Source organism: Kitasatospora sp. NPDC094016 (genome assembly GCF_040304045.1).
Classification (GTDB): domain Bacteria; phylum Actinomycetota; class Actinomycetes; order Streptomycetales; family Streptomycetaceae; genus Kitasatospora.
Genome location: NZ_JBEOUK010000002.1, coordinates 1 through 23,964, shown reverse-complemented (window position 1 = coordinate 23,964; position 23,964 = coordinate 1). Strand labels below are relative to the sequence as shown.

The 23,964-nt window shown below is 72.9% G+C and carries 20 protein-coding genes; 17 read left to right on the top strand and 3 right to left on the bottom strand.

Translation table 11 applies throughout. The features are described 5' to 3' along the window. Positions 1 to 78: 78 nt before the first annotated feature. From ABT015_RS02020 to ABT015_RS02010, 3 genes are read right to left on the bottom strand one after another with little or no spacing between them, the layout of a single operon-like run. Positions 79 to 3,225 carry a non-ribosomal peptide synthetase gene (locus tag ABT015_RS02020; RefSeq protein WP_350875749.1) on the bottom strand — a complete coding sequence of 1,049 codons (3,147 nt, stop codon included), beginning with the start codon at positions 3,223 to 3,225 and terminating at the stop codon, positions 79 to 81. After that, complete coding sequence (locus tag ABT015_RS02015; protein ID WP_350875747.1) at positions 3,222 to 7,442, bottom strand: non-ribosomal peptide synthetase; 4,221 nt, start codon at positions 7,440 to 7,442, stop codon at positions 3,222 to 3,224. Before ABT015_RS02015 ends, ABT015_RS02020 begins: the two co-directional genes overlap by 4 nt. Continuing rightward, positions 7,439 to 9,145 carry a condensation domain-containing protein gene (locus ABT015_RS02010; RefSeq protein WP_350875745.1) on the bottom strand — a complete coding sequence of 569 codons (1,707 nt, stop codon included), beginning with the start codon at positions 9,143 to 9,145 and terminating at the stop codon, positions 7,439 to 7,441. Before ABT015_RS02010 ends, ABT015_RS02015 begins: the two co-directional genes overlap by 4 nt. Positions 9,146 to 9,581: 436 nt before the next feature. On the opposite strand from ABT015_RS02010, the gene ABT015_RS02005 reads away from it, so the two are divergent. The 17 genes from ABT015_RS02005 to ABT015_RS01925 all read left to right on the top strand — a co-directional run bounded on the left by ABT015_RS02005 (position 9,582) and on the right by ABT015_RS01925 (position 23,763). Continuing rightward, positions 9,582 to 11,099, top strand: a complete 1,518-nt coding sequence (locus tag ABT015_RS02005; protein ID WP_350875743.1) for an AMP-binding protein — start codon at positions 9,582 to 9,584, stop codon at positions 11,097 to 11,099. Then, a complete protein-coding gene (locus tag ABT015_RS02000; RefSeq protein WP_350875741.1) occupies positions 11,096 to 11,365 on the top strand; it encodes an acyl carrier protein in 270 nt (89 codons plus the stop codon). The genes ABT015_RS02005 and ABT015_RS02000 overlap by 4 nt, the downstream gene beginning before the upstream one ends. Before the next feature lie 2 nt (positions 11,366 to 11,367). Then, positions 11,368 to 12,423 (top strand): anthranilate phosphoribosyltransferase, encoded by a 1,056-nt coding sequence (locus ABT015_RS01995; RefSeq protein WP_350875739.1) that lies wholly within the window; start codon positions 11,368 to 11,370, stop codon positions 12,421 to 12,423. Between the two features lie 44 nt (positions 12,424 to 12,467). Continuing rightward, positions 12,468 to 13,223 carry a tryptophan synthase subunit alpha gene (trpA, locus tag ABT015_RS01990; protein ID WP_402447991.1) on the top strand — a complete coding sequence of 252 codons (756 nt, stop codon included), beginning with the start codon at positions 12,468 to 12,470 and terminating at the stop codon, positions 13,221 to 13,223. Positions 13,224 to 13,283: 60 nt separating this feature from the next. Then, complete coding sequence (locus ABT015_RS01985; protein WP_350875735.1) at positions 13,284 to 13,658, top strand: ectoine synthase; 375 nt, start codon at positions 13,284 to 13,286, stop codon at positions 13,656 to 13,658. Positions 13,659 to 13,670: 12 nt separating this feature from the next. After that, a complete protein-coding gene (locus tag ABT015_RS01980; RefSeq protein ID WP_350875733.1) occupies positions 13,671 to 14,810 on the top strand; it encodes an acyl-CoA dehydrogenase family protein in 1,140 nt (379 codons plus the stop codon). A gap of 6 nt (positions 14,811 to 14,816) precedes the next feature. Next, the gene (locus tag ABT015_RS01975) at positions 14,817 to 15,491 is read left to right on the top strand and encodes a phosphoribosylanthranilate isomerase (RefSeq protein ID WP_350875731.1); all 675 of its coding nucleotides are present in this window, start codon (positions 14,817 to 14,819) and stop codon (positions 15,489 to 15,491) included. After that, on the top strand, positions 15,492 to 16,295 hold the full coding sequence (locus ABT015_RS01970; protein ID WP_350875729.1) for a beta/alpha barrel domain-containing protein: 804 nt from the start codon (positions 15,492 to 15,494) through the stop codon (positions 16,293 to 16,295). Between the two features lie 4 nt (positions 16,296 to 16,299). Beyond that, entirely contained in the window at positions 16,300 to 16,515 is a 216-nt protein-coding gene (locus ABT015_RS01965) for an MbtH family protein (protein WP_350875727.1), read from the top strand. Next, the gene (locus tag ABT015_RS01960) at positions 16,512 to 17,690 is read left to right on the top strand and encodes a Glu/Leu/Phe/Val dehydrogenase dimerization domain-containing protein (protein ID WP_350875725.1); all 1,179 of its coding nucleotides are present in this window, start codon (positions 16,512 to 16,514) and stop codon (positions 17,688 to 17,690) included. The genes ABT015_RS01965 and ABT015_RS01960 overlap by 4 nt, the downstream gene beginning before the upstream one ends. A gap of 136 nt (positions 17,691 to 17,826) precedes the next feature. Further along, the gene (locus ABT015_RS01955; protein ID WP_350875722.1) at positions 17,827 to 18,303 is read left to right on the top strand and encodes a TIGR03618 family F420-dependent PPOX class oxidoreductase; all 477 of its coding nucleotides are present in this window, start codon (positions 17,827 to 17,829) and stop codon (positions 18,301 to 18,303) included. Positions 18,304 to 18,384: 81 nt separating this feature from the next. Next, positions 18,385 to 18,912, top strand: a complete 528-nt coding sequence (locus ABT015_RS01950; protein WP_350875720.1) for a peptidylprolyl isomerase — start codon at positions 18,385 to 18,387, stop codon at positions 18,910 to 18,912. Between the two features lie 195 nt (positions 18,913 to 19,107). Then, on the top strand, positions 19,108 to 19,920 hold the full coding sequence (locus tag ABT015_RS01945; RefSeq protein WP_350876318.1) for a class I SAM-dependent methyltransferase: 813 nt from the start codon (positions 19,108 to 19,110) through the stop codon (positions 19,918 to 19,920). Between the two features lie 376 nt (positions 19,921 to 20,296). Next, positions 20,297 to 21,631 (top strand): TolB-like translocation protein, encoded by a 1,335-nt coding sequence (locus ABT015_RS01940; protein ID WP_350875718.1) that lies wholly within the window; start codon positions 20,297 to 20,299, stop codon positions 21,629 to 21,631. A 107-nt stretch (positions 21,632 to 21,738) separates the two neighbouring features. Next, on the top strand, positions 21,739 to 22,269 hold the full coding sequence (locus ABT015_RS01935) for a GNAT family N-acetyltransferase (RefSeq protein WP_350875715.1): 531 nt from the start codon (positions 21,739 to 21,741) through the stop codon (positions 22,267 to 22,269). Positions 22,270 to 22,468: 199 nt separating this feature from the next. Continuing rightward, a complete protein-coding gene (locus tag ABT015_RS01930) occupies positions 22,469 to 22,801 on the top strand; it encodes a PadR family transcriptional regulator (protein WP_350876316.1) in 333 nt (110 codons plus the stop codon). Further along, on the top strand, positions 22,798 to 23,763 hold the full coding sequence (locus ABT015_RS01925; protein ID WP_350875713.1) for a hypothetical protein: 966 nt from the start codon (positions 22,798 to 22,800) through the stop codon (positions 23,761 to 23,763). Before ABT015_RS01930 ends, ABT015_RS01925 begins: the two co-directional genes overlap by 4 nt. Positions 23,764 to 23,964: the final 201 nt, after the last annotated feature.

The following is a 23,964-nucleotide window of genomic DNA, read 5'->3' as shown; positions in this document are numbered from 1 at the left end:
CGGCGGTGCCGGCGTTTCGTCGGGATGGGAGAGGGTGTGGACCATGCCGAGGTGCTTCCTGTGATCGCTCGATCGCTGTCAGAGTCGTGTACGTGGTGAGAGAGCCGGTACGGCCGCGGCGTCCGGGGCGTCCGTGAGCGCCTCGACCAGGCGCGCCGGCGTGGGTGCCCCGAACAGGGCGCCGAGGGTGAGTTCACGGCCGAACCTCACCCGCACCCGGTTGACCAGCCGGGTCGCGAGCAGGGAGTTGCCGCCCAGCGCGAAGAAACCGTCGTCGACGCCCACCGCGGGCCGGCCGAGCACCTCGGCGAACAGCGCGCACATCGTCCGCTCCGCCGGGGTTCGCGGCCCGGGCCCGGACGGTGCCGGTGCGAGCTCCGGGACGGGCAGCGCGGCCCGGTCGATCTTGCCCCTGGGCGTCAGGGGGAAGGCGTCGAGCGTGACGATCGCCGAGGGCACCATGTAGTCCGGCAGCGCCGCGCGGGCGTGCTCCCGTAGCGCCGCCGGGTCGAGCCCCGAGTCCCCGGCCGGGACGACGTAGCCGATCAGCCGCCGGCCGGGCGAGGTGCCCGGGCCGGCGACCACGGTCGCCTGGGCGACGGCCGGGTGCCCGGCCAGCACCGCCTCGATCTCGCCCAGTTCGATGCGGAAGCCGTGGAGCTTGACCTGCTCGTCCGCGCGGCCGAGGAACTCGAGCTCCCCCTCGGCGTTCCAGCGGACCACGTCGCCCGTGCGGTACATCCGCTCGCCCGGTTCACCGAAGGGGCACGGCAGGAACTGGCCGGCCGTGCGGCGGGGGTCGTTCAGGTACCCGCGCGCCACGCCCGCACCGGCGACGTACAGCACGCCGACCACCCCCGGCGGCAGCGGCGACAGCGCCTCGTCCAGGACGTACACCCGCCTGTTGTCCACCGGTCGGCCGAGGGGGACGACGTCGGGCACGGGCTGACCGGGGCGCAGCACCCTGCGCGTGGTGAACGTGGTGGCCTCGGTCGGGCCGTACCCGGCGACCACCACGGAGTCCGGGCACCGTGCCAGGACGCGCCGGACGGCATCGGCCGGCACGATGTCACCGCCGGTCCACACCTGGCCGACCCCGGCCAGCGTGCCGGGTGACTCCTCGGCGAACACCCGGAACAGCCCGGCCGTCAGCCACAGCGCCCCGACCCGGTGGTCGACGATGAGCCGGTGGAGGTCCGCGAGCGCCAGCTCGCCGGGCGGGGCCACCACGACCCGGCCCCCGTTGAGCAGCGGCACCCACCACTCGTAGGTCGAGGCGTCGAAGGCGTGCGGGGAGTGTGCGAGGACCCGCGGGCCGTCCAACTCGCGCCAATATCCTTGCGCGGTCAGGCTGATGACGTTGCGGTGGGTCAGGGCCACCCCCTTCGGCGTGCCCGTGGACCCCGAGGTGTAGAGGACGCACGCCAGGTGGTCCGGGCGCAGCGGCACGACGGGGTCGGTGGCCGGCTCGTCGGCGAGGCCGGGGTCGGTGTCGACGACCACGACCGGTGTGCCGTGGGACGGCGCGTCGTCCCGGGCGGCCCGGTGGGTGAGCAGCACCGCCGCCCCGGTGTCGTCCAGGACGCGGCGCAGGCGGGCCGCCGGGGCCCGGGTGTCCAGCGGCACGTAGGCGCCGCCGGCCTTGCTGATCGCCAGGACCGACACCACCACGTCGACGGAGCGTTCCATGAGCACGGCCACCGTGCTGTCGCAGCGCACGCCCAGGGCGATGAGCCGGTGGGCCAGCCGGTTGGCCCGGTCGTTCAACTCCGCGTAGGACAGGGTGGTTTCGCCGCACACCACGGCGGGCGCGTCGGGCGTGCGCGCGACCTCGGCCGCGAAGGCCAGCGGCACCGTCGGGTGCGGCAGCGGCTGCGTGGTGCGGTTGACGGCCACGACGGTCCGCTGCCGCTCCTCGGGGGTGAGGAGGTCGGGCCGGCCGATCGGCCGGTGCGGATCGGCGGCCACCGCGTCCAGGAACCGGAGGAACCGCTGCTGGTGGGCGGTGAGTTCGGCCTCGGAGTAGAGCGCGGGGTTCGCGTCGACGTCGAGCCGGGGCGCGGTGCCGTCGGAGCGGTCGTAGACGGAGAACGAGAGGTCCTCGACCGGCCCGTTGGACAGGTTGTGCACGGTGGCGCGGACGCCCGCGAAGTCCAGGTGGTAGTAGAAGGACATGATGTTGACGAGGGGCCCGAACAGGACCCGCTCCGACCGGGCCGGATCCAGCTCCCTGCGCAGGTCCTCGCTGCGGTGGCGCTGGTGCCCGCGCAGGGCGGCGACCTCCTCGGCCACCTGTCGCGCGAGTGCGGACAGGCCCTGTTCCGGGTGCACGCGCAGCCGCAGCGGCACCACGTTCGCCACCATGCCGGGGACGGCCTGCACGGAGGAGCCGGTGCGCCCGGTCACCGGCATGCTCAGCACGATGTCCCGTTCGCCGCTGAGGCGGTGGAGGTACGCGGCGACCGCTGCGGTGAAGGCGGTGGGCCAGCTCGCCCCGGCGGGTCGCGCGGCCCGCCGCAGCGCGGCCACGGTGGGCGCGTCGAGGGTGCCGGTACGACGCAGGAAGCCGTCCGAGGCGGCCGCCGAGCGGCTGGCGAGGCTGACGGGATCCGGCCGGCCGGCCAGCCGGGCCGCCCAGAACTCCCGGTCCTGTTCGGGCTGTTGCGACGCGTGGTAGGCGGCGTCGTGCGCCAGCAGCAGGCTCAGCGGCCCGAAGGCCGGCCGTGCCCCTCCCCTGCCCTCGACCAGTCCGGTGTAGGTCTTGGCGACGCGGCGCGCGATGAGCGACATGCTGAAGCCGTCGACCACGATGTGGTGGACGCGCTGGTACCAGAGGAAGCGGTCCGGCGCGACGGCGAACAGGGCCTGGCGGAACAGCCGGTCCCGGGTGAGCCCGACCGGTGTGGACAGGTCGGCGCGCATCCAGCGCTCGGCCGCCCGCAGCGGATCCGGTGTCGAGGTGAGGTCGACGTGGTCCATCGACCAGTCGGGCGACGGGGTGACGACCTGCCGGGGGCCCTCGGCACCGTCGGTGAGGCGAACGCGCAGGGACTCGGTCTCGTCCACCACGCGCCGCACGGCCGTCTCGAACAGCTCCGGGTCGATCGGCCCGGGGATGTCCACGTACTCGCCGGTGTTGTAGACGGGGCTGCCGGGGCGCAGGTGGTGGGCGAACCAGATGCCGGACTGCGCCGACGACAACGGCAGCTCGTGTCCGTCGCTCATCCGAGCTCCTCCAGGATGGCCGACAGCGCGTCGGCGAAGGGTGCGGCGTGGGGCGGCGACAGCATGTCGTGGTGGTTGCCGGGCACCTCGACCACGCTCAGCGCCCCCTCGGTGCGGTCGCGCCACCGGGCGGGGACCACGACCGGGGCGGCGAGCACGGGGTGCGCCTCGGCGCTCGTGAACAGGTGGATCGGTGTCCGCAGCCGCGCGGTTGAGCGGTAGCGTCGGGCGGCGTCGCCGTTGGTGGTGAAGACCCGTACCATGCGCCGCAGTTGTTCGGTGCGCACCCGCTGGGGAAGGCGCTCGCCGGCGTGCGCGTCGTGGAGCAGCAGGGAGAGGGCGTCCTGCTCGTCGAGCTCGTCGAGCTCGCGGAGGTCTGCGACGGCTCCGGTGGGAAGCCCGGAGGCGAGCGCGAACCGGGCCGTCCCGTGCGGGTCGTGGCCGTCGGGCTCGCCGGTGGCTCCACCAGTGGAGCCGTCGGTGGATCCGTCGGTGAACACGGGCGCTCCGACGTCGATGATCCCGAGGAATCCCGGGGGGTTCCCCTCCTCCTCCAGCAGGCGGGCCATCTCGAAGGCGACCAGCCCGCCGAAGGACCAGCCGGCCAGCAGGTACGGACCGTCGGGCAGGACGGACCGCAGCTCCCGCAGGTAGCGCTGCGCCTGCTCCTCGACGGTGGCCAGTGGCGGCTCGTCGGTGTTGTAGCCGACGGCCTCCAGGCCGTAGACGGGCCGGCCGCCGGCGAGCGGTTCGGCGACGCCCTCGACCACATGCTCGCCGAGGTGCTCGGCCAGGGGAAGGAGGGAGCACACGTCGCCGCTCTGCGGGTGCACCAGGATCAGCGGCGCCCTGCGGTGGTCTCCTTCGGCCAGCGGGACCACGAGCCGGCGCAGGGCCTGCGAGGCGTTGGGCAGTTCCGCGCACAGACCCTCGACGGTGGGATGGCGGAACACCGTGTTCAGCGGCACGGTGACCCCCCACTCCCGCCGGATCGCCTCCACGAGCTCGACCGCCCTGAGCGAATGCCCGCCCAGCGCGAAGAAGTCGTCCCGGACGCCGACCCGCGGGGTGCCCAGCACGCGCTCCCAGATCCTGGTCATCAGGAGTTCCAGCAGGTCCCGCGGCGGTAGCGCAGCCGCCTCGTGGCCGTGGCGGGCCGGCTCGGGCAGGGCCCCGCGGTCCACCTTGCCGTTCGTGGTCAACGGGATCCGGTCGAGTGCGGTGAGCGTCGTGGGCACCATGAACTCGGGCAGGGTCTCGCGCAGGGAGCGCCGCAGGACGGCCAGGTCACCGGGCCGGTCCTGCCACACCAGGTAGCCGGCCAGTTCGGCGTCCGTCCCGGTGCCCCGCACCGTCACCGTGGCCCGGGCGACACCGGGCTGCGCGCACAGCGCGGCCTCGATCTCGCCCAGCTCGATGCGGTACCCCCGGATCTTCACCTGTTCGTCGGTGCGGCCGAGGAAGGCGAGGCTGCCGTCCGGCAGGTACCGCGCCAGGTCGCCGGTCCGGTACAGCCGGCCGCCGTCGGCGCCGAACGGGTCGGGCACGAAGCGCTCGGCGGTCAGCCCCGGCCGGTTGGCGTACCCGCGGGTGACGCCGACCCCGCCGATGTGGATCTCGCCCGGGACGCCGACGGGCACCGGGGCGCCGGCCGGGTCCAGCAGGTAGATCCGGAGGTTGCCGAGCGGCCGGCCGATCGGCACGGACCCTCCCGGCCGGGCCAGATCCCGGTCGGCGTCCACGCGCCGGGTGACGCAGCCGACGGACGCCTCGGTGGGGCCGTAGCCGTTCCACAGCGTGGAGACCCGGTCGAGGAGGCGCCGGGCCAGGGCGGGCTGGAGCGGTTCGCCCACGCAGATCGCCTGGAACCGGCCGCCCTGCCATCCGCCGTCCAGCAGCAGGAGCCAGGTGGCCGGTGTGGCCATGAGCGTGGTGACGCCGAACTCGCGCATCATCTCCGTCAGGCGCGGGCCGTCGACCGCGACCTCCGACGGCGCGATCACCACGCTCGCGCCCCAGGCCAGGGGCATGAGCACCTGGGGGACGATGACGTCGAAGGAGATCGAGGCCACCGAGGCGACGACGTCCTCCCCGCCGAGGTCCAGCTGCCGGCCGCGGACCACCAGGTAGTTGACCACGCCCTCGTGCGGGACCAGCACCGCCTTGGGTCGGCCGGTCGAACCGGAGGTGTAGATCGAGTACGCCAGGTTGGCGGGCGCCGCGAGCGGCGCCAGCCGGTCCGCGGGCAGGGCCGCGATGAGCCCGGCCTCGTCGTCCGTCCACACCGTCGCGGCGCCGTGCCGCGGCAGCCGGTCGGCCAGGGAGCGCTGGGTGAGCAGCAGCGGCACCTCGGCGTCGGCGAGCATGAACGACATGCGCTGCGCCGGGAGGTCCGGGTCCAGCGGCAGGTAGGCGGCGCCCGACTTGAGGACGGCCAGCAGGGCCACGACGAGGTCCGCCGAGCGCGGCAGGCACACACCGACCAGGCGTTCCGGCCGTGCTCCCCGGGCTCGCAGGTGCCGGGCCAACTGGTTGGCCCGGCGGTCGAGTTCCCGGTAGGTCAGTCGCTGGGCGCCGCAGCGGACCGCCACCGCGTCGGGGGTCAGCCGGGCCTGCTCCTCGACCAGCTCGTGCACGCAGAGGTCGGCGGGGAAGGGTTCGTCGGTGGCGTTGGCGGCCACCAGCAGCGCTTCGCGCTCGGCCTCGGTGAGCAGGTCCAGGCGCGAGACGGGACGGTCGGGATCGCCGGCCGCGGCGTCCAGCAGCCGGAGGTAGTGGCCGACCAGCCGTTCCACGCTCGCGCGGTCGAACAGGTCGGTGTCGAAGGCCACGGTCCCGGTGGTGCCGGCTGTCCCGGGCGTGCTGCTCGGCCGGTCGGCTACCACCAGGCTGAGGTCGACCTTGGCCGTGCCGTTGTCGACCTCGATCTGTTCGACCTCCGCCCCCACCAGCCGGAGGGCGGCAGCCGGGTCGGACAGGCCGGCGAACATCACCTGGAACAGCGGGTTGCGGTCGAGACCGCGGGCCGGCCGCAGCTCCTGCACCAGCCGTTCGAACGGCACGTCCTGGTGCGCGTAGGCGTCCACGGCGGTGCCGCGGACCCGGTCGAGCAGTTCGGCGAAGCTCGGGTCGCCCGAGAGGTCGGTGCGGACGACCACGGTGTTGATGAACGAGCCCACCAGCGGGTCGAGTTCCGGACGGGTCCGGCCCGCGACCGGTGTGCCGACCGCCACGTCGCACTGCCCGCTGTAGCGGGCGAGCAGGGCCTGGAACGCGGCGAGCAGCGTCATGAACATCGTCGCGCCGTGCCGACGGCCCAACAGCCGCAACCGGCCGGCCAGTTCCTCGGGCACCGTGAAGGTGATCCGCTCGCCCCGGCCCGCGCGGACCGGTCCGCGTGGACGGTCGGTGGGCAGGTCCAGCGGCGACAGCCCGGACAACTGCGTGCTCCAGTAATCCAGTTGGCGCTGCAGGCGTTCGCCGGAGAGCCGGGCCCGCTGCCAGTGGGCGAAGTCCGCGTACTGGATCCGCAAGGGGGCCAGCTCGTGCTCGCGCCCTTCCAGCCGGCTCCGGTACATCGCCGACAGGTCGTCCCACAGCAGCGGCATCGACCAGCCGTCGACGGCGATGTGGTGGACGACCACCACCAGGACGTGTTCGCCCTCGTCGACCCGCAGCAGTGATGCGCGCAGCAGCGGGGCGGCGGCCAGGTCGAACGGGCGCAGGATCTCGGACTGGACGAGGTCGAGGGCCAGCCGCGTCCGGCGTTCCGCGGGCTCGGTCCGCAGGTCCGTGACGGGCAGGTCGAACGGCCGGGCCGGCTCGACCGAGGGGCTGGGGAGCCCGCCCCGCTCGGGGAAGACGGTGCGCAGGACTTCGTGGCGCCGCACCAGCTCGGTGAGACTGTGGCCGAGGGCCGCCACGTCCAGCGGTCCGCGCAGCCGGAAGACCTCGTGGACGTTGTACATCGCGGGGCCGTCGGACAGCCGCTCGATCAGCCACATGCGTTCCTGGGTGAACGACGTCACCTGCGCACCCGCCGGGCGGGGCGGGATCGCGGCCTCCGGCTCGCGCTCGGCGGCCCTGTTCCGGGCCGCGCGGACGCGTTGGTCGAGCAGGGCCCGTGCGGTGGCCGGCGCCGGACCGGCCGACGGGTTGGCCCCGGGCGCGGAACCGGTCGGCCGGCCGGGCTCGGGGCGACTGTGCTGTGCCTTCACGGGTGACGGGCCTTTCCGGCGGGAAGCGGTTCCGCTTCGGTGGCGGCGCCGAGGTCCGCCAGCAACGCCGCGTCGATGCCGTCGGCGAGTTCGGCGACGGTCGGGTGGTAGAAGAGCAGGGCGACGGGCAGTTCGAGGTCGAGTGCCCGGCCGAGCCGGGACATGACCTTCGACGCGAGGAGCGAATGGCCGCCCAGCTCGAAGAAGTCGCTGTCCACGCCGCCCGGGGTGACACCGAGCACCTCGGCCCAGGTCTCCAGCACGAGGAGTTCGGTCTCGGTGGCGGGCCCGGGTTCGGTCTCGGCGGCCGGCTCGGGCTCGGCCCTGCGGGTGGCGGGAGCGGGCCGGCTCACGCGCAGGCCCGGAGGGGGCTCCCACGCCGATATCGGCCGTTCGGGGCTGTCGACGAGCTGGTCGAGCAACGCCCGGAAACCCTCGGAGAGTTGCCGCACCGTGTCGCGGTCGAAGAGGTCGGCGGCGTAGCGGATGACGCCGGTGAGGCGATCGCCGCCGTCCGTCAGGGAGACCTCGATGTCGAACTTCGCCACGTCGTTCGGTATCCGATGGTCATCCACTTCGAGCCCCGGAAGGCCGGACGGGAGCGCGGGCGGATCCTCCAGCTGGAACATGACCGTGAACAGCGGGTGTTGGCCGAGATCGCGCTCGGGCCGCAGCTCCTGCACCAGCCGCTCGAAGGGGACGTCCTGGTGGGCGTAGGCCTCCACCGCGCCCCGCCGCACCCGGGCGAGCACGTCGGTGAAGCCGGGGTCGCCCGACAGGTCGGTGCGCAGGACGAGCGTGTTGACGAAGAAGCCGACCAGCGGCTCCACCTCGATCCGGGTCCGCCCGGAGATCGGTGTCCCGACCGTCACGTCGGCCTGTCCCGTGCAGCGCGCGAGCAGGACCTGGAAGGCGGCCAGCAGCGTCATGAACGGCGTCACCTCGTGGGCGCGCCCGAGTGTGCGTACGCGCTCGGCGAGGTCCGCCGGGATCTCGATCTCGACCTGGTCGCCCCGGCCTGACCACGCCGCGGGGCGGGGTCGGTCCGTCGGGAGCACCGACGGGTTCAGGTCGGCCAAGTGCTCTCGCCAGTAGGCGAGTTGGTCCAGCATCGCCGCTCCGGCCTGGTGGCTCCGCTGCCAGTCGGCGAAATCGGCGTACTGGACGGGCAGGTCCGTCAGGGCGATCGGCCGGCCGTCGACGGCGGCGCCGTACGCGGCGGAGAACTCCTGCCACAGCACCGACAGCGACCAGCCGTCACAGGCGATGTGGTGGATCACGAGGAGCAGCAGGTGGTCGTCGGGGGCGATCCGGATCAGCCGGGCCCGCAGCATCGGAGCGGTCCCGAGGTCGAACGGGGTCGCCAGATCGGCGGCCACCAGTTCCCGGGCCCGCCGCCAGGCCTGTTCCGACGGGGTGTGCGTCAGATCGGTGATCGTCGGCACGAAGGTCTCGACCGGCTCCGCGACGTGGCGCGGGCCGTCCTCGGTGTCGACGATCCTGCCGCGCAACACCTCGTGGCGGCGCACGACTTCGGTCAGCGCCCGGATGAGCGCCCCCTCGTCCAGTCGGCCGCGCAGCCGTACCGCGGTCGGGACGTTGTGGTCCGGCAGACCCGGGCGCAGCCGGTCGAGGAACCACAGCCGTTGCTGGGCGAAGGACAACAGGGTCGGAGCGTGCGCGCGCCGATCGGGACCAGGCATGACGGATCCACCTTTCACGGCGATCGGGAACGATTCAGCGCCCCGGAAATCCCCTCGCCGATTCGCTACTTGGCGAACAGTACGGCGGATACTAGGTGGCTCCCGTCTCACTCCGCAAGATCGAGAACCGGGTTGCAAGCATCAAGACAATATTTACGCCAGTCCCCTGGAATCCTTATGTAGATCGAACACGCTCGACGGCTAGCATCGGCCCGGATGATCCGACACCCTCTCTGACGTGCCGTCATGGCCGGTATCGCGCACCCCACTTCCATGGACGGGCACCACGTGATAATTCTTCTGTCTCCAGGGGGCGACCGGGTGGGCCCCTTTCCTGTCGGGCCTTCATTGTTCGGAAAAAGATCGGTGAACCCGTTGCATGAACTCATCCGTTGTCTATGAACCCACCCCGTTGCATGAACTCGGAGAAGTCGTGATGCAGCAGCAGAGTCTGGTGGGTTCATTCGTCTCGCACGCCACCGGCCACCCCGGCGATCCGGCGCTGATATGGCGCGGAGAAGAGACGACCTACCGTGAGCTCCACCAGCTGGCGGAGCGGGAGCGCGTCCGGATCGCCGGGCTCGCCCCGGGCGGGGACGAGCCGGTCGGCATCCCGGCCGCCAAGTCGCCCTCGACGATCGCCCTGATGCTCGCCTGTCTGCTGGAAGGGCGGCGCTTCCTGCTGCTGCCCGCGCCCGCGCCGGAGGGGAGAACACCCCACACGCTGGTCGAGCAGGCCGGAATCCGGCACGTCCTGTCGCCGGAGAGCCCCCGGTCTCCCGGACCCGGGCCGGGTGCCCCGGACCGGCCGGCGGAACCGGAGGCGCCGCGCCGTACGGAACCCGCCGACGTCTCCTTCATGTTCACCACCTCCGGTTCCACCGGGCGGCCGAAGATCGTGCCACTGAGTACGGGGGCGGTGGACCGCTTCACCACCTGGGCCGGCGAGCGGTTCGGCATCCGCCGGGGAACGACGGTCCTCAACTACGCGCCGCTCACCTTCGACCTGTGCCTGCTGGACATCTGGACCACGCTCAAGTACGGCGGCCGCGTCGTCCTGGTCGATCCGGCCCGGGCCACCCAGCCGAACTACCTGCTGGACCTCGTGTCCCGCCACGCGGTCCAACTCGTCCAGGCGGTACCGATGTTCTACCGGCTGCTGGTCGACGCGGCCGCCGGGAGCGGCCGCCGGCTCGACACCGTCGAGCACGTCGTCTTCACCGGCGACAGCATGCCCGCCCGCTGCCTGGCCGAACTTCCGCAGCTGTTCACCGGCGCGCGGCTCCACAACGTCTACGGCTGCACCGAGACCAACGACAGCTTCCTGCACGAGGTCGACGGCACCGAGCCGGCGGACGGCCCGGTGCCGATCGGACGCCCGCTGCCCGGAGTCCACGCGGTGATCGTCGGTGCCGACGGCGCGATCGTGACCGGGCCGGGGACCGGCGAACTCCACGTCGCCACGCCGTTCCAGACCGACGGCTACCTGGACCGGGAGCAGAACGCGGACAGGTTCGCGACCCACCACCACGACGGGCAGACGCGGCGCTACTTCCGCAGCGGCGACCTCGTACGGCGCGACCGGGACGGCCGCATCACCCTGGAAGGGCGCAACGACCACCAGGTCAAGGTCCGCGGCGTGCGGGTCAACACCCACGAGGTCGAGCAGGTGCTGCTCGAACATCCCGACGTCGTCGAGGCGGCCGTGGTGACCGTGCCCGACCAGGTGGCCGGCCGCCTGCTGCGGGGCGTGGTCCGCCGCGCCCCGGACAGCCGGCTCAACTCGCTGGCGCTGCGCCGGCACTGCGCGCAACGGCTTCCGCTCACCGCCGTCCCCTCGACCCTGCTGATCGTGGACGACCCGCTGCCCAGGACGCCCACCGGAAAGATCGACCGCACGCCCCTCCAGCTCGCCTGCTCCCCGTCCCAGCCAAACGAAGGACCGGCCACGTGAAACACGCCGCGGTAGTCACGCAGTTCATCATCGAGGAGTTCCTGCCGGACGTCGGCGCGAACGAACTGGACGCCGACTACGACCTCGTGGACGGCGGGGTCATCGACAGCCTCGGCCTGCTCAAGACGATCGCCTGGCTCGAGGACTGCTTCGACCTGCGCGTCGAGGAGATCGACCTCGACCTCGACCCGGACAGCTTCCGCTCGGTCGGCTCGATCAGCAGGTTCATCGAGCAGGCCCAGCAGCACCGGACGGACGCCCACTAGCCATGCACGAGGTGCTGCGAGCGCTGATCGGCCGGGACCGCGCCGTCGTCGACCAGGAGATGTGGGGGTCCTTCTGGGACCAGCTGCGTGACGGTGCCCTGCGCTCCGGCGAGACGGTGGCGCTGCTGTCCTCGCTGTCCACCCGGATGCCCGATCGGGACACGCTGGTCGCCATGCTCCGCTCGCTGGACGAGCGCCGGCCCGCCGTCGCCGCGCGGCTGGACCGCACGGCCAACATCGTCGGCACCGGAGGCGGTCCGGCCACGTTCAACATCTCCACCGCGGCGGCGTTCGTCGCCGCCGCCCTGGGCGTGCGCGTCGTCAAGACGGGATCCCGCGCCTACACGAGCACCTGCGGCTCCCACGACCTGCTCGACCGCCTCGGCATCCGGACGACCACCTCCTACGAGCAGACCGACGACCTGCTGGAACGCTTCGGCATCGCCTTCCCGGGGAACTTCGTCTACCCGCGGGAGGTGGCGCTGCTGGCCCGGAGCATCGTGCCGATGGACCTGCGGATGATCGGCGGATTCATCAACTCCGTCGGCCCCTTCCTGGCCGCGGTGCCGGTCTCCGCCCAGCTCGTCGGCGTCTCGGACCATTCGCTGCTGCCGGTTCTGGGCCAGGTCGCCGCCACCGTGGCCGACCGGAGGATCTGGCTGTGCACCAACGAGCTGGGGGTCGACGAGCTCGTCGGCTCCGTCGACAACGTCGTCCTCTCCAATGACGGCACGGACGCGATCCGGCTGCGGGCCGAGGCTCCCGGGGCTCCCGCAAACGGCACCGACCCGATCGCCGGACTACGGCCGACCGGCGAGGGCGAGGACGTGGTCGACCACTTCCTCGCCGTGCTCTCCGGCGACGGGAAGGCTCTCGCGACACGGACCGTCCGCCTGAACGCCGCCGCACTGGCCGTCGCGAGCGGGCTGATCGACGGCTGGCCGGAGGCGATCAGGGCGGCCGACGACGCCCTCCGCAGCGGCGCCGCCCGCGACCTCGTCGACCGCCTGCGCGCACACCCTGCGCGCCGCGCCATAGCCACGGCGCGTGCGCGGTGAGCGGGTTCTTCGCACGCCGGCCACCGGACCAGCCCGGTCTGGCGATGTTCCTCAACGCCGGAGACCCCCCGCTGCCCGTCCTCGCCGACGTCATGCGGATGCTCGACGACTGCCGAGTGGACTGCCTGGAGCTGGCGGTGCCCTTCCCCGACTCGGTCACCGACGGGCCGGTCATCCGCCGATCGGCGCAGCGGGCCCTGGCCGACGGCGTCGGACTCGACGAGGTGCTCGGACTCCTCAGCGGGATCCTGCCCCGGCTGCGCCACCTGCGGGTGGCACTGCTGGCCGACTGGAGCCACACGGTCAGAGACCTGACCGTGCCCGGCTTCGTCCGGCGGGTCGCCGACTCGGGCGTCGACGGCCTGCTGGTCCACGGCCTGCCGCCGCGGCTACGGGCCGGCTACCTCGAAGCGGTGCGGGAGGCGGGGCTGCCCGCGGTCGCCACCTGCTACGCCGCGTCGACGGCCGAGGTCAAGGCCGCGGCCGCCGAGTCCGCCACCGCGTACCTGTACCTGGTGGCCCACTACGGCCGCAGCGGCGGCAGGCTCACGGCCGACCGCCAGGAGCTGGCCGACGCGCTGGCCGCGCTGCGCACGACGACCGCCGTACCGATCGCCGTCGGATTCGGCGTCCGCTCCAGGGCGGACATCGACCTGCTGCACGGCCTCGGCGCCGACGCCGCGGTCGTGGGCAGCGCCGGGGTCGCCCGGATCGAGCACGCCCTCGCCGAAGGGGCCGACGTGGTCGAGGAGCTCCACACCTTCGTGCACACCGTCTCGCCGTACTCGGCACACCGCTGATCCGGCGAAGCGCCGACTCAGCAAGCCACCCGTCCAGCTACCCGCCAGGAGGCACACCCGATGATCGTCCGACGCCTTGACGAGGTGACCACCGTGGACTGGGGCAACGGGCTCAGCCGCAGGTTCCTTCTCGAATCCGACGGCCTGGGCTACACGATGACGGACACCACCGTCCGCGCCGGCACCAAGTCGAGGCTGGAGTACCGCCGCCACCTGGAGGCCTGCTACTGCATCGAGGGCACGGGCCAGGTCGTGAACGCCGACGGCACGTCCCACCCGATCGAGCCGGGCACGCTGTACGCGCTCGACCTGCACGACGCCCACTTCCTGATCGCGGACCAGGACACGGACCTCCGCCTGGTGTGCGTGTTCTCGCCCGCGTTGCGCGGCGACGAACGCCACAACCTCGACTCGACCGATTTCTCCGAGTACTAACAGGACTGACAGATGATCAGCTGGAACGCCGACCAGGTCGCCCTGGGCGAGGGCATCGCCCAGTGGTGCGAGGAGCTCAGCTCGGGCCATCTCGAAGGGGACGCGGAAGGCGCCTTCCCGTGGGACAAGTGGAAGCTGATCCAGCGGTCCGGAATCCTCGGCCTGCCGTTCGACGAACGGTGGGGCGGGCTGGGCCAGGACCTGCTCACCACCATGCACGTACTCGAACAACTCGGTACCGGGTGCCGTGACGGCGGACTGAACTTCGCGGTCGCCACCCACCTGGTCAGCGTCGGAGTACCGCTGCAACGGTTCGGCTCGCCGGAGCTCAAGGCGCGCCACCTGCCGGGGATCTGCTCGGGAGAGACGATCGGGGCGCACGCGATCAGCGAGACCGAGAGCGGCTCCGACGCGCTGGCGATGAGGACCACGGCCACCCGCGAGGGCGACGACTTCGTGCTGCGGGGCGGCAAGGCCTTCATCACCAACGGCCCGGTGGCCGACGTGTTCGTGGTCTACGCGCGCACCCACCCGAAGGCCGGCCCGCTCAGCATCACCGCCTTCGCCGTGGAGCGGGACACCCCGGGGCTCGCCGTCGGGCCGCCCGTCGCCACCATGGGGCTGCGGACGGCGCCGCTGGGCGAACTGCACTTCGACGACTGCCGGATCCCCGCGTCCGCCGTGATCGGCCGGGTCGGATCCGGGTTCCTGGTCCTGGACCACGTGATGAAGTGGGAGATCCTCTGCTCCTTCGTCATCAACACCGGGCAGATGCGGTACCGGCTCGACCGCTGCGTCGAATTCGCCAAGCAGCGCGTCCAGTTCGGCCATCCGATCGGCTCGTACCAGTCGATCTCCCACAAGCTCGTGGACATGAGCATCGGCCTGGACACCGCGCGCAAATGGCTCTACGACACGGCGGTCAGGCTGACGGAGGGCGAGAACGTCACGAGGGACATCGCCGTCAGCAAGGTCCTCGCCAGCGAGAGCAACCTCGCCTCCGCACTGGCCGCCGTGCAGATCTTCGGCGGCAGCGGCTACCTGGCCGAGTACGGGCTGGAGAAGGACGTGCGCGACGCGGTCGCCGGCCCGATCTACTCGGGCACGTCGGAGATCCAACGCAACCGCATCGCCGCCATGTTGGGGTTGTGACACCTGATGCTGGTCAAGATCTGCGGAGCCGCCTCGGCCGAGGACGTGGCATCGCTCGACAGCGCCGGAGCCGACTTCGTCGGCCTGTGGCACGGCGTCCCAGGGGGACGCGCCAACCTGACACTTCATCAACTCACTTCTCTCGCAGACGCCGTGCACCGAACGGGGCGAATGCACCCGGTCCTCGTGACCTTCCTCAACGACGCCGGGACACTGCGCGCGGCGACGGCCGCGGCCCGGGTCCAGTGGGTCCAACTGCACGGCTACCAGCCGCCGGGACTGGTCCGCGCCCTGAAGGGCACCACGGACCTCACCGTGGTCAAGGTGCTGCACCTCGGCGCGGACACCCGCGCGGAGCGGTCCCTGATCTCGGCGTACGAGCGGGCCGGAACGGACCTCTTCCTGCTGGACGCGGTGGCCGGGGACGGCCGGATCGGCAGCACCGGGCAGCCGGCTGACTGCGGGGCCGTCATCGAGATCGCCGACCGCCTCTCGCGGCCCTTCCTGCTGGCCGGCGGCATCTCGGCCGACAACCGGGAGGACTACCGGGCCGTGCTGGACCACCCCCTGTTCCTCGGCATCGACGTGGACACGGCGGCCAGGGACGTCGACGGACGGCTGAGCACCGACCGGGTCACGGCCGTACGGCGCGGCTGGCGCGATCCGAAAGCGAGGGCCTAGATGACGGCCGCGTTCATCGAGGCACTGCTGGACGCCCGCCGACCGGTGATCATGGAGCTCAAGCGGCAGGACGCCGCCGGACACGACCTGTTCGGCGACAGGTCGGCCGCCCGGCTGGTCACCGACTACCAGGGCGTCGGCGCGCCCTGCCTGTCCGTGGTCACCGGCCGGTGGTTCGGCGGCACCCCGGACCTGCTGCACGAGGTCGTGGCGGCGACGGACCTGCCCGTGCTGCAGAAGGACTTCATCACCCGCCGGAGCCAACTGCACCAGGCCCGCGAGAGCGGCGCGTCCGCGGTCCTGCTCACCGCCGCGCTGCTGCCGCGCACCGCCCTGGGCCATCTGGTCGAGCTCGGCCTGAGCCTGGGCCTGACGCCGTTCGTCGAGGTCACCACCGAGGAGGAGATCAGCCGCGTGCCGCGCGCCGAGAAGTGCGTGGTCGCGGTGAACAACAAGGACATCGCCACCCGCGAACGCGGCGCGGGCGACCTCGGGCGAAGCTCGTCACTCCTGCCCGCGGTGCTGCGCAGCGGCACCCGGTGCCCGGTGAGTGCCGGGGCCATCCGCCGCCCCGACGACGCCGCCCGCCTGCTCGACGAGGGCTTCGCCGGCGTGCTGATCGGAACGGGCCTCCTGCGCGCCGCCAGCCTGCCGGCGTGGCTGGACGGTCTCGACGCCGGTCTCGACACCCACCTCGACCCCCACCTAGACACCCGTCCCGACACCCGTCCCGACGCCGAGCGCGAACCGGCTCCCCCCGTCCGCCGCCCGGCGGACCCCCCGACCACCGACATCTGGAGGTAACGGCATGACCAGCGAAGCATCCGAGCAGTGGAAGGTCGTCGTCAACGACGAGGAGCAGTACTCGATCTGGTCCGCCGACCGCGAATCGCCGGCGGGCTGGCACGAGGTCGGTGTGCGGGGTGCGAAGGACGAGTGCCTCGCGCACATCGAACACGTGTGGACCGACATGCGCCCCCGTAGCCTGCGCCTGCGGTCCGTCCCGGAGGACGGTGCGCGGTGAACCGGACGCTCGCACCGCACGTCGCGCGCCCGCCGGCCGAGCCCCTGCTCACCACCACCCTGAACCTGCCGGGCTGCCAGGCCCGGGGCTGGGTCGTCGTCGACTCCATGGTCGACGGCCTGGCCCTGGGCGGCACCAGGATGACCCCGACGGTGACCGAGCAGGAGCTGGCCGGGCTCGCCAGGGCGATGACCCACAAGCTGGCACTGGTCGGCCTGCCCATCGGTGGCGCCAAGGCCGGCATCGCACCCGATCCGGGCGCCACCGTCGAACGGCGGGCGGTGATGCGGGGGTTCGGCCGCGCCGCGGCCCCGCTGCTGAACGGCGGGGTGTACCTGGGGTGCGACCAGGGCACCACCTACGCCGACCGGCAGGTCGCCTTCGAGGCCGCCGGGTACGACGTCACCCGCCGCCCCGGCACCACCCGCCTCACCGTCGACTGGGCCGAACTGTGGGACCACATGGCCGACATCACCGGGTTCGGCGTGGCCGTCGCGGTGCTCGGCGCCCTACGGGCCTCCGGTGCGCGGACCCCTCAGCGCATCGCGATCCAGGGCTTCGGCACCGTCGGGCGCGCGGTGGCCGGCCACCTGGCCGCGCACGGCCACCTGGTGGTGGCCGTCGCCGACGTCCGGGGCACCATCGAGGACCAGCGCGGACTGCCCGTCGCCGAACTCACCGCACTCACCAGCAGCGACGGCACGATCGACCGGAGCCGGCTGCCCGCCCGGGTCACCGTCCACGGGCCCGGGCAGGCGTGGCTGCACGTCGACGCCGACGTGCTGGTGCTGGCGGCCTCCGCCTCCGCGGTCGACGAGGAGGCGGTGCCGGCGGTCCGGGCCGGCCTGGTGGTCGAGGGCGGAAACCTGAGCTGCACCCCGCCCGCCCGCCGGTCGCTGCGCGAGGCCGGCCACACCGTCCTGCCGGACGTGGTCGTCAACGTCGGCGGAGCGGCGGCGACCGGGTGCGTGCTCGCCGGGCTGGCCCCGTCCGACCTGCCGCTCCCGCAGCTGTCCGCGTGGCTGCGCGAGTGGGTCTCCAGCAGGGTCGCCAGGAACTGCGAGCTGGTGCAGGAGCTGAGCGCCTCGGGCAGCGCCGATCCGGTCGCTCAGCTCCTCGGTTCGCGGGGAGCCCCGGTCGGCGCCTCCGGACCGGAGGTGCCGGCCGAGCGGTGACCGGCCGCAGGACGCGCCCTCGCGGCCTCAGTCGAACGAGGCTCCAGTCGAACGCGGCTTCACTCGAACGCGGCATCACTCGAACGCGGCTTCACCAGAGGCGAACCGCACCCTTCGCGGTTGCTAGCCTCCCGGAATGACCGCGACCTTCGACGAAGCCGTCCGCGCCCGGCTGCGGGCACCCAACATCTGGTACGTCGGCACCGTGTTCGCCGACGGAGCACCGCAGGTCAGCCCGATGTGGGTGGATCTGGAGGGCGAGGGGGAACTGGCGTTCAACACCTCGGTGGGGCGGGTGAAGGAGGAGAACCTCCGTCGCGACCCGCGCGTCTACCTCTCGCACGCGGACGCCACCGACCACTTCGACCGCGTGCAGATCAGTGGCGTGGTGGCCCGCTTCGTCGAGGGCGGGGAGGCGCACGACCGGATGGACCGGCTGGCCCGCAAGTACCTGGGCGTCGAGCGCTTCGAGTGGATCATGCCGGGTGAGCAGCGGGTCGCGGTGATCGTGCGCCCGCTCAAGGTGCGGCACATCGTCGGGGTGGAACGCTTCCGTCCCGGCGGGCCCGTCCAGGTCCCGGTCAAACGTCCTGCCCGCCACTCGTGCGGGTGAGATCTCGTGTCATCGCCCCGTGTCCGTGGGCCAGACCGGGAGACATGGCCAGGTTTGCAGGCCGCACACCGAAGGATCGTCATGGCGGAAGAGCTGTACGCGACGTTGAAGAGCAGCCGGGGCGACATCGTGGTCCGGCTGCTGCCGAACCACGCCCCGAAGACGGTACGGAACTTCGTGGAGCTGGCGAAGGGCGACCGCCAATGGATCGATCCGAACACCGGGCAGCCGAGCAACGCCCCGCTGTACGACGGGACGGTGTTCCACCGGGTCATCGAGGGCTTCATGATCCAGGGCGGCGATCCGCTGGGCAACGGCACGGGCGGGCCCGGCTACGAGTTCGCCGACGAGTTCCACCCGGACCTGGCGTTCACCAAGCCGTACCTGCTGGCCATGGCCAACGCCGGGCCGGGTACCAACGGATCCCAGTTCTTCATCACCCTCGCGCCCACCACGTGGCTCACCGGCAAGCACACCATCTTCGGCGAAGTCGCGGACGAGGCCGGCCAGAAGACCGTCGACGCCATCGCCACGGCGGACACCGACCCCCGCAACGACCGCCCGGTGCAGGACGTGGTCATCGAGAAGGTCGTCATCGAGACCCGCTGACGGCCCGCAGCTCCGTCTCGCCGATGCAGCGACTCATCAGCGACCGGAGCGACCGAAGCGACTCAAGGTTGGCAGTCAGTGCGCGCGTGCGCGGCCGGCCGCGCCTGAACCCGGCTCCCCTCATCAGGCCCCTCGGGTTCGATCATCTAGGCTGGCGCGGTGACTGATGAGCAGGAGCGGGTGCAGCCGTCGGGAGTGTGGGCCACGGCGGTGGGGGTGGCCAGGGTGCGGGCGCTGGAGACCGAGCGGGTGGACGCGTTGTTCCGCGACCCACTGGCCCAGGCCTTCGCCGCCGCTGGCGGCCTGTGGCCCTCCTCGCCACCCCCGGCTGACGAGGCCGCGCGCCGCCGCCGGCTGGCCGTGTCGTTCTCCATCGTCATCAGGACGAAGTTCCTCGACGATCTGTTGCGGCGGGCCTCCGCGTCCGGGGTCCGGCAGGTCGTACTGCTCGGCGCCGGCATGGACAGCCGCGCCTTCCGGATGGACTGGCCCGAGGGCACCCGGCTGTTCGAGGTCGACACCGCCGCGCCACTGGACTTCAAGGCCTCGGTGCTGCGCCAGGAGCGGGCCGTCGCACGCTGCGAGCGGATCACCGTCACGGCGGACCTGCGTGAGGACTGGCCGGCCGCGCTGGCCGCCGCAGGGCACGACCCGGCCGCGCCGACCGTGTGGATCGCCGAAGGACTGCTGATCTATCTGCCCGAGGACGCGGTGGAGTTGCTGCTGGCCCGGATCGGCGAGCAGTCGGCGCCCGGCAGTCGGATGGGGCTCACCTTGGGCTCGCGCGGCGTGATCGAGCGCTTCGGCGCGGACTCCGTACCGGGCTCGGCGGCGTCCATGTGGGTCTCGGAGATGCCCGACGACCCGGTGGACTGGCTGGCCGGGCACGGCTGGGAGGCCGACGCCCACACCCTGCGTGAGCGCGCCACCGCCTACGGCCGCCCGGTCGACACCCCGCCGCAGCGCGAGGAGCAGCCGGGCGGACTGGTCTCGGCGGTCCGCCGGTAGGGCGCCTACCGGTTCCCCGGATCATCGACTCCGAGCGGGCCCGATCCGCCCGACAGCCGCCCGACAGCCGCCCGACCGCTGTCACTTCACGTATGTGCGGGACCGCGGCCGCCACGACCGGCACGTTCCGGCACGTTCCGGCAAAGGGTTCGTCAACGGTCATTCCTGAACTCCCGGATCCCGCAGGTGGCATGGCCACCGGGTCCGGCCGGACCGGCATCCGCCGTGGTCGGGAGGTGGAGGGGAGTTGGCGAAATCGTGTCCATGACCAGCCCGACCCCGTTGACCTCCGGTACGACCGGGCGGTTGGCTCGCCCCGAGCCGGCCGGCGGGGGCGGGAGGCGGTACGGCCCGAGACAAGGGGAGGACGGTTCAGGTGGAACGGACGAACGCGGGGACCCGCGGCCGGTGGGCGGTACGGGCCGGCAGCGTGCTGGCAGCCGCACTCCTGGCCGCCACCACGGCCCAGGTCCAGGCCCAGGCCGCACCGCTCCCGGAGGGCACCGTCACGGTGAACGTCGCCCCCGACGGCACCCCGGCCGACGACTGGTCGGAGCCCCTCGGCCTGAGCGCCGACGGCCGCTACGCCCTCTTCACCTCGCTGGCCGCCAACCTGGTGCCCGGCGACACCAACCGCCTGTACGACGTGTTCGTCCGCGACCTGTGGACCGGGCGCACCGAGCGGGTGAGCCTGGCCGACGACGGCGGCCAGCTCGACGGCTCGACCAACCAGGCGGCGATCAGCGCCGACGGCCGGTACGTGGCCTTCAGCACGAACGCCACCGACGTCATCCCGGGGCGGCACGGCGACGGCCGGTTCGACGTCTACGTCCGCGACCGCTGGACCGGCCGCACCGAACCGCTCACCGCGGGCACCGGCGCCGGCAACTCGCTCGACCCGGCGATCAGCGCCGACGGCCGGTACGTCGCGTACACCTCGGACCGCCCCGACCTCGCCCCCGGCTCCCGGCCCGGCGTCCAGAACATCCACCTGGCCGACCGCCGCACCGGCACCACCCGCCTGGTCAGCACCGGCCGCGGCGGCGCCGCCGCCGACGGCGGCTCGGTCGAGCCCTCGCTCAGCGCGGACGGCCAGACCGTCGCCTTCCGCTCCAAGGCGACCAACCTGCTGCCGACCGCGCCCACGCCGCCCGCAACGGCCATGACGCCCACGACAACCACGACCGCCACCAAGCCCCCACCCGCACGGCAGCTCTTCCCGCTCTACACCTACGACGCGCGCACCGGCCGGATCCAGGGCGCCAGCATCGACGCCACCGGCACCCTGCGCGACGCCGCCAAGGCCGGACGCCTCAGCCCCGACGGTCGCTACGCCCTCTTCCGCGTCTTCGAGCGCGAGCAGGACACCGTCCAGGTCTGCCTCTACGCCCGCGACCTGCGCACGGGCACGGTGACCACGGTCTCCGCCGTCGACTCCCAGCCCGCCGTCATGACCGCCGACGACCGCTGGGTCTACTTCGCCTCCGACTCCGCCGCCCTCGTCCCCGGCGACACCAACGGTGTCGCGGACGTCTTCCGCCGCGACCTGTGGACCGGCCGGATCGAACGCGTCAGCACGGCGGCCGACGGCGGCCAACGGCCCGGCGCCTCCACCGCCCCCAGCGTGGACGCCCTCGGCACGACGGTCCTGTTCAGCACCCTGAACGGCGCCGGCGCGGAGCTCCTGGCCCGCCGCCTGCCGCCACTCTGACCGCGGTCCAACTCCCCGCTCCGGCGCTCCCGATGACGGCGACGGTGCAACGCCGGAGAGGGTCCAATTCGGTTGAGCGGCCGACACGGCTCTGGTAGCAATGTGACATGATACAAGGCCTCAAAGTCGCCCTCCGCGCGCGCCACGAGAGTGACGTAGCCGTTCTCCAGACCGAGCTGTACGACGACGTCGCCACCCGCTCCCGGGCCGACACCCGCCCCTGGCGGCCCATCTCCCCGGGCGCGGCAGAGTCCCCCTACGCGCCGGCCCCGCCCTCGGAGGCCGCGGCCTGCTTCTCCGTACTGGACCTGGCCTCAGGGGAGTTGGCCGGAGAGGCCGTGCTCTGGGGGATCGACACCCACAACCGCACCGCCCACCTCGGGATCGCCCTGCGCCCCGGCCTGCGCGGCCGGGGCCTGGGCACCGATGTGGTCAGGGTGCTCTGCCAGTACGGCTTCGCGGTACGCGGCCTGCACCGGCTGCAACTGGAGACCCTCGCCGACAACACCCCGATGATCGCGGCCGCCCGCAGGGCCGGCTTCACCCTGGAGGGAACACTCCGCCGCTCCGCCTGGGTGTGCGGCGAGTTCGCGGACGAGGCCGTCCTCGGACTCCTCGCCGAAGAGTGGAGGCCATGACGCTCACCGCGTGACCCGGCGAACGCCGCCGGGTCACGCGGGGGCACCTCTGACGGCTGCTCCGCTGGGCTCCGTCGATCCGCGGGACCGTCACCACCGGCTCCAGCAGCTCCTGGTGGGCCCGAGGCCGTTCCGCAGGGGCCTTGCCAGACACTACGGTCACCGTACTATGGTGTGGAGCGTGAAGAACAAACGCTCCATGCAAGAGCCGACCTTCCTGCTCCTCACCGCGCTGGCCGACCGGCCCCGGCACGGCTACGCGCTCGGGGACGAGGTCGCCGCGATCTCCGAAGGCCGGGTACGGCTCGGCGCCGGCAGCCTGTACGGCACCCTCGACCGGCTCCTGGCCGAGGGGCTGATCCACGTCGAGCGCGAGGAGACGGTGGACGGGCGCCCCCGGCGCGTGTTCGCCCTCACCCCGGACGGTGAACAGTCGCTCAGGGACGAGGCCGAACGCCTTCGCTCCGCACTGCGCGAGGCCGACCGGCGTCTGACGCAGATCCGGACCCGTCCCGCAGGAGGCGCGGCATGACCTCGAAGCACTCCTTGAACACGCGCCTGCTGCAACGGGCCCTCCGGCTGTACCCGGCGTCCTACGGCGCCGGTGCACTCGCGGAGGTCGCCGACCTCGCCCGGCACCGGATCGCCCGCTCCGGCTCCGCCGCGGGGCTGCGCGAGGTGGCCGACGTCGCCGGGCACGGGGCCCGGCTCCAGCTGGGCATGGTCTCCCACCGGCCGCCGGGCCGGGCGTTCGCCACCGCGGCGCCGCTCGCCGCGCTGCTGGCCGGAACGTACGCGGCGACCTACCTGTGGCGGGACCTGCGGCTCGCCATCAGCCCCGAGTCCGCCGACTTCCCCGCCGGAGTCCCGGCGGGAGGCGCGCTCCTGGCGGTGATGTCGCTGCTCGTCCCCGCTGTGCTGACGGCGTGCGCGGCCGCGGCCGGCCGCTGGCCGGCCGCACGGGCCCTGGCCCTGGTGTCGCTGGTACTGGCACCGCTGTTCTACGCCATGTGCCGCTTCGGGCTGTGCGACCTGGACTTCCGCACCGCAGCCGAACTCGGCCTCGGCATCCGGGGGTTCGGGCTGATCGAGCTCAACACCCTCGTCCTGCTGGCCGCCCCGCCGGACCGGACCCGCAGGACCGGTGCCGGGCTCTGGCTGGTCACCGCCGCGGCCACCGCCTTTGGCATCGGCGTCACGATCACCGGCGAGTCCACCGCGCGGATCCTCACCTCCGGCTTCGGCATCTGGGCCCCGCTCGCCACCGGGGTCGCCCTGGCCTTGACCACCCGGACGGCCGGGAACGCGGCCCTGGCCGCGGCCGTCCTGGCGGCGCCTCCCGTACTCACCCCCGTACTCCTCGGCGGCCAGGCGTCGGTCGCGGCGATGCTGCCCCAGCTCCTCGTCCCGGCCGCCTTCGGCTATCTGACGGCCCGAATCGCGATCCTCCTCATCGCCCGTCTCCCCCGAACGGGCCGCCTCTCCCGCCCCTGACCGGCCTCACACCACACCCACGTCGCCCTCCTCGACGGAGGCAGCGCCCCAGGGGGTCTGCGGGCGGGCCCGGTCACCGGACGCTGGAGTCTCCCCGCTTCGGCTGCACCCGCCTCGCCACAAGCGTCGGTCCCGGCGTCTCCCGGCGTCCGGGCCGCGCTCGCGCGGTGCGGGGGTCAGTTCACGTCCATCAGCCGGTGG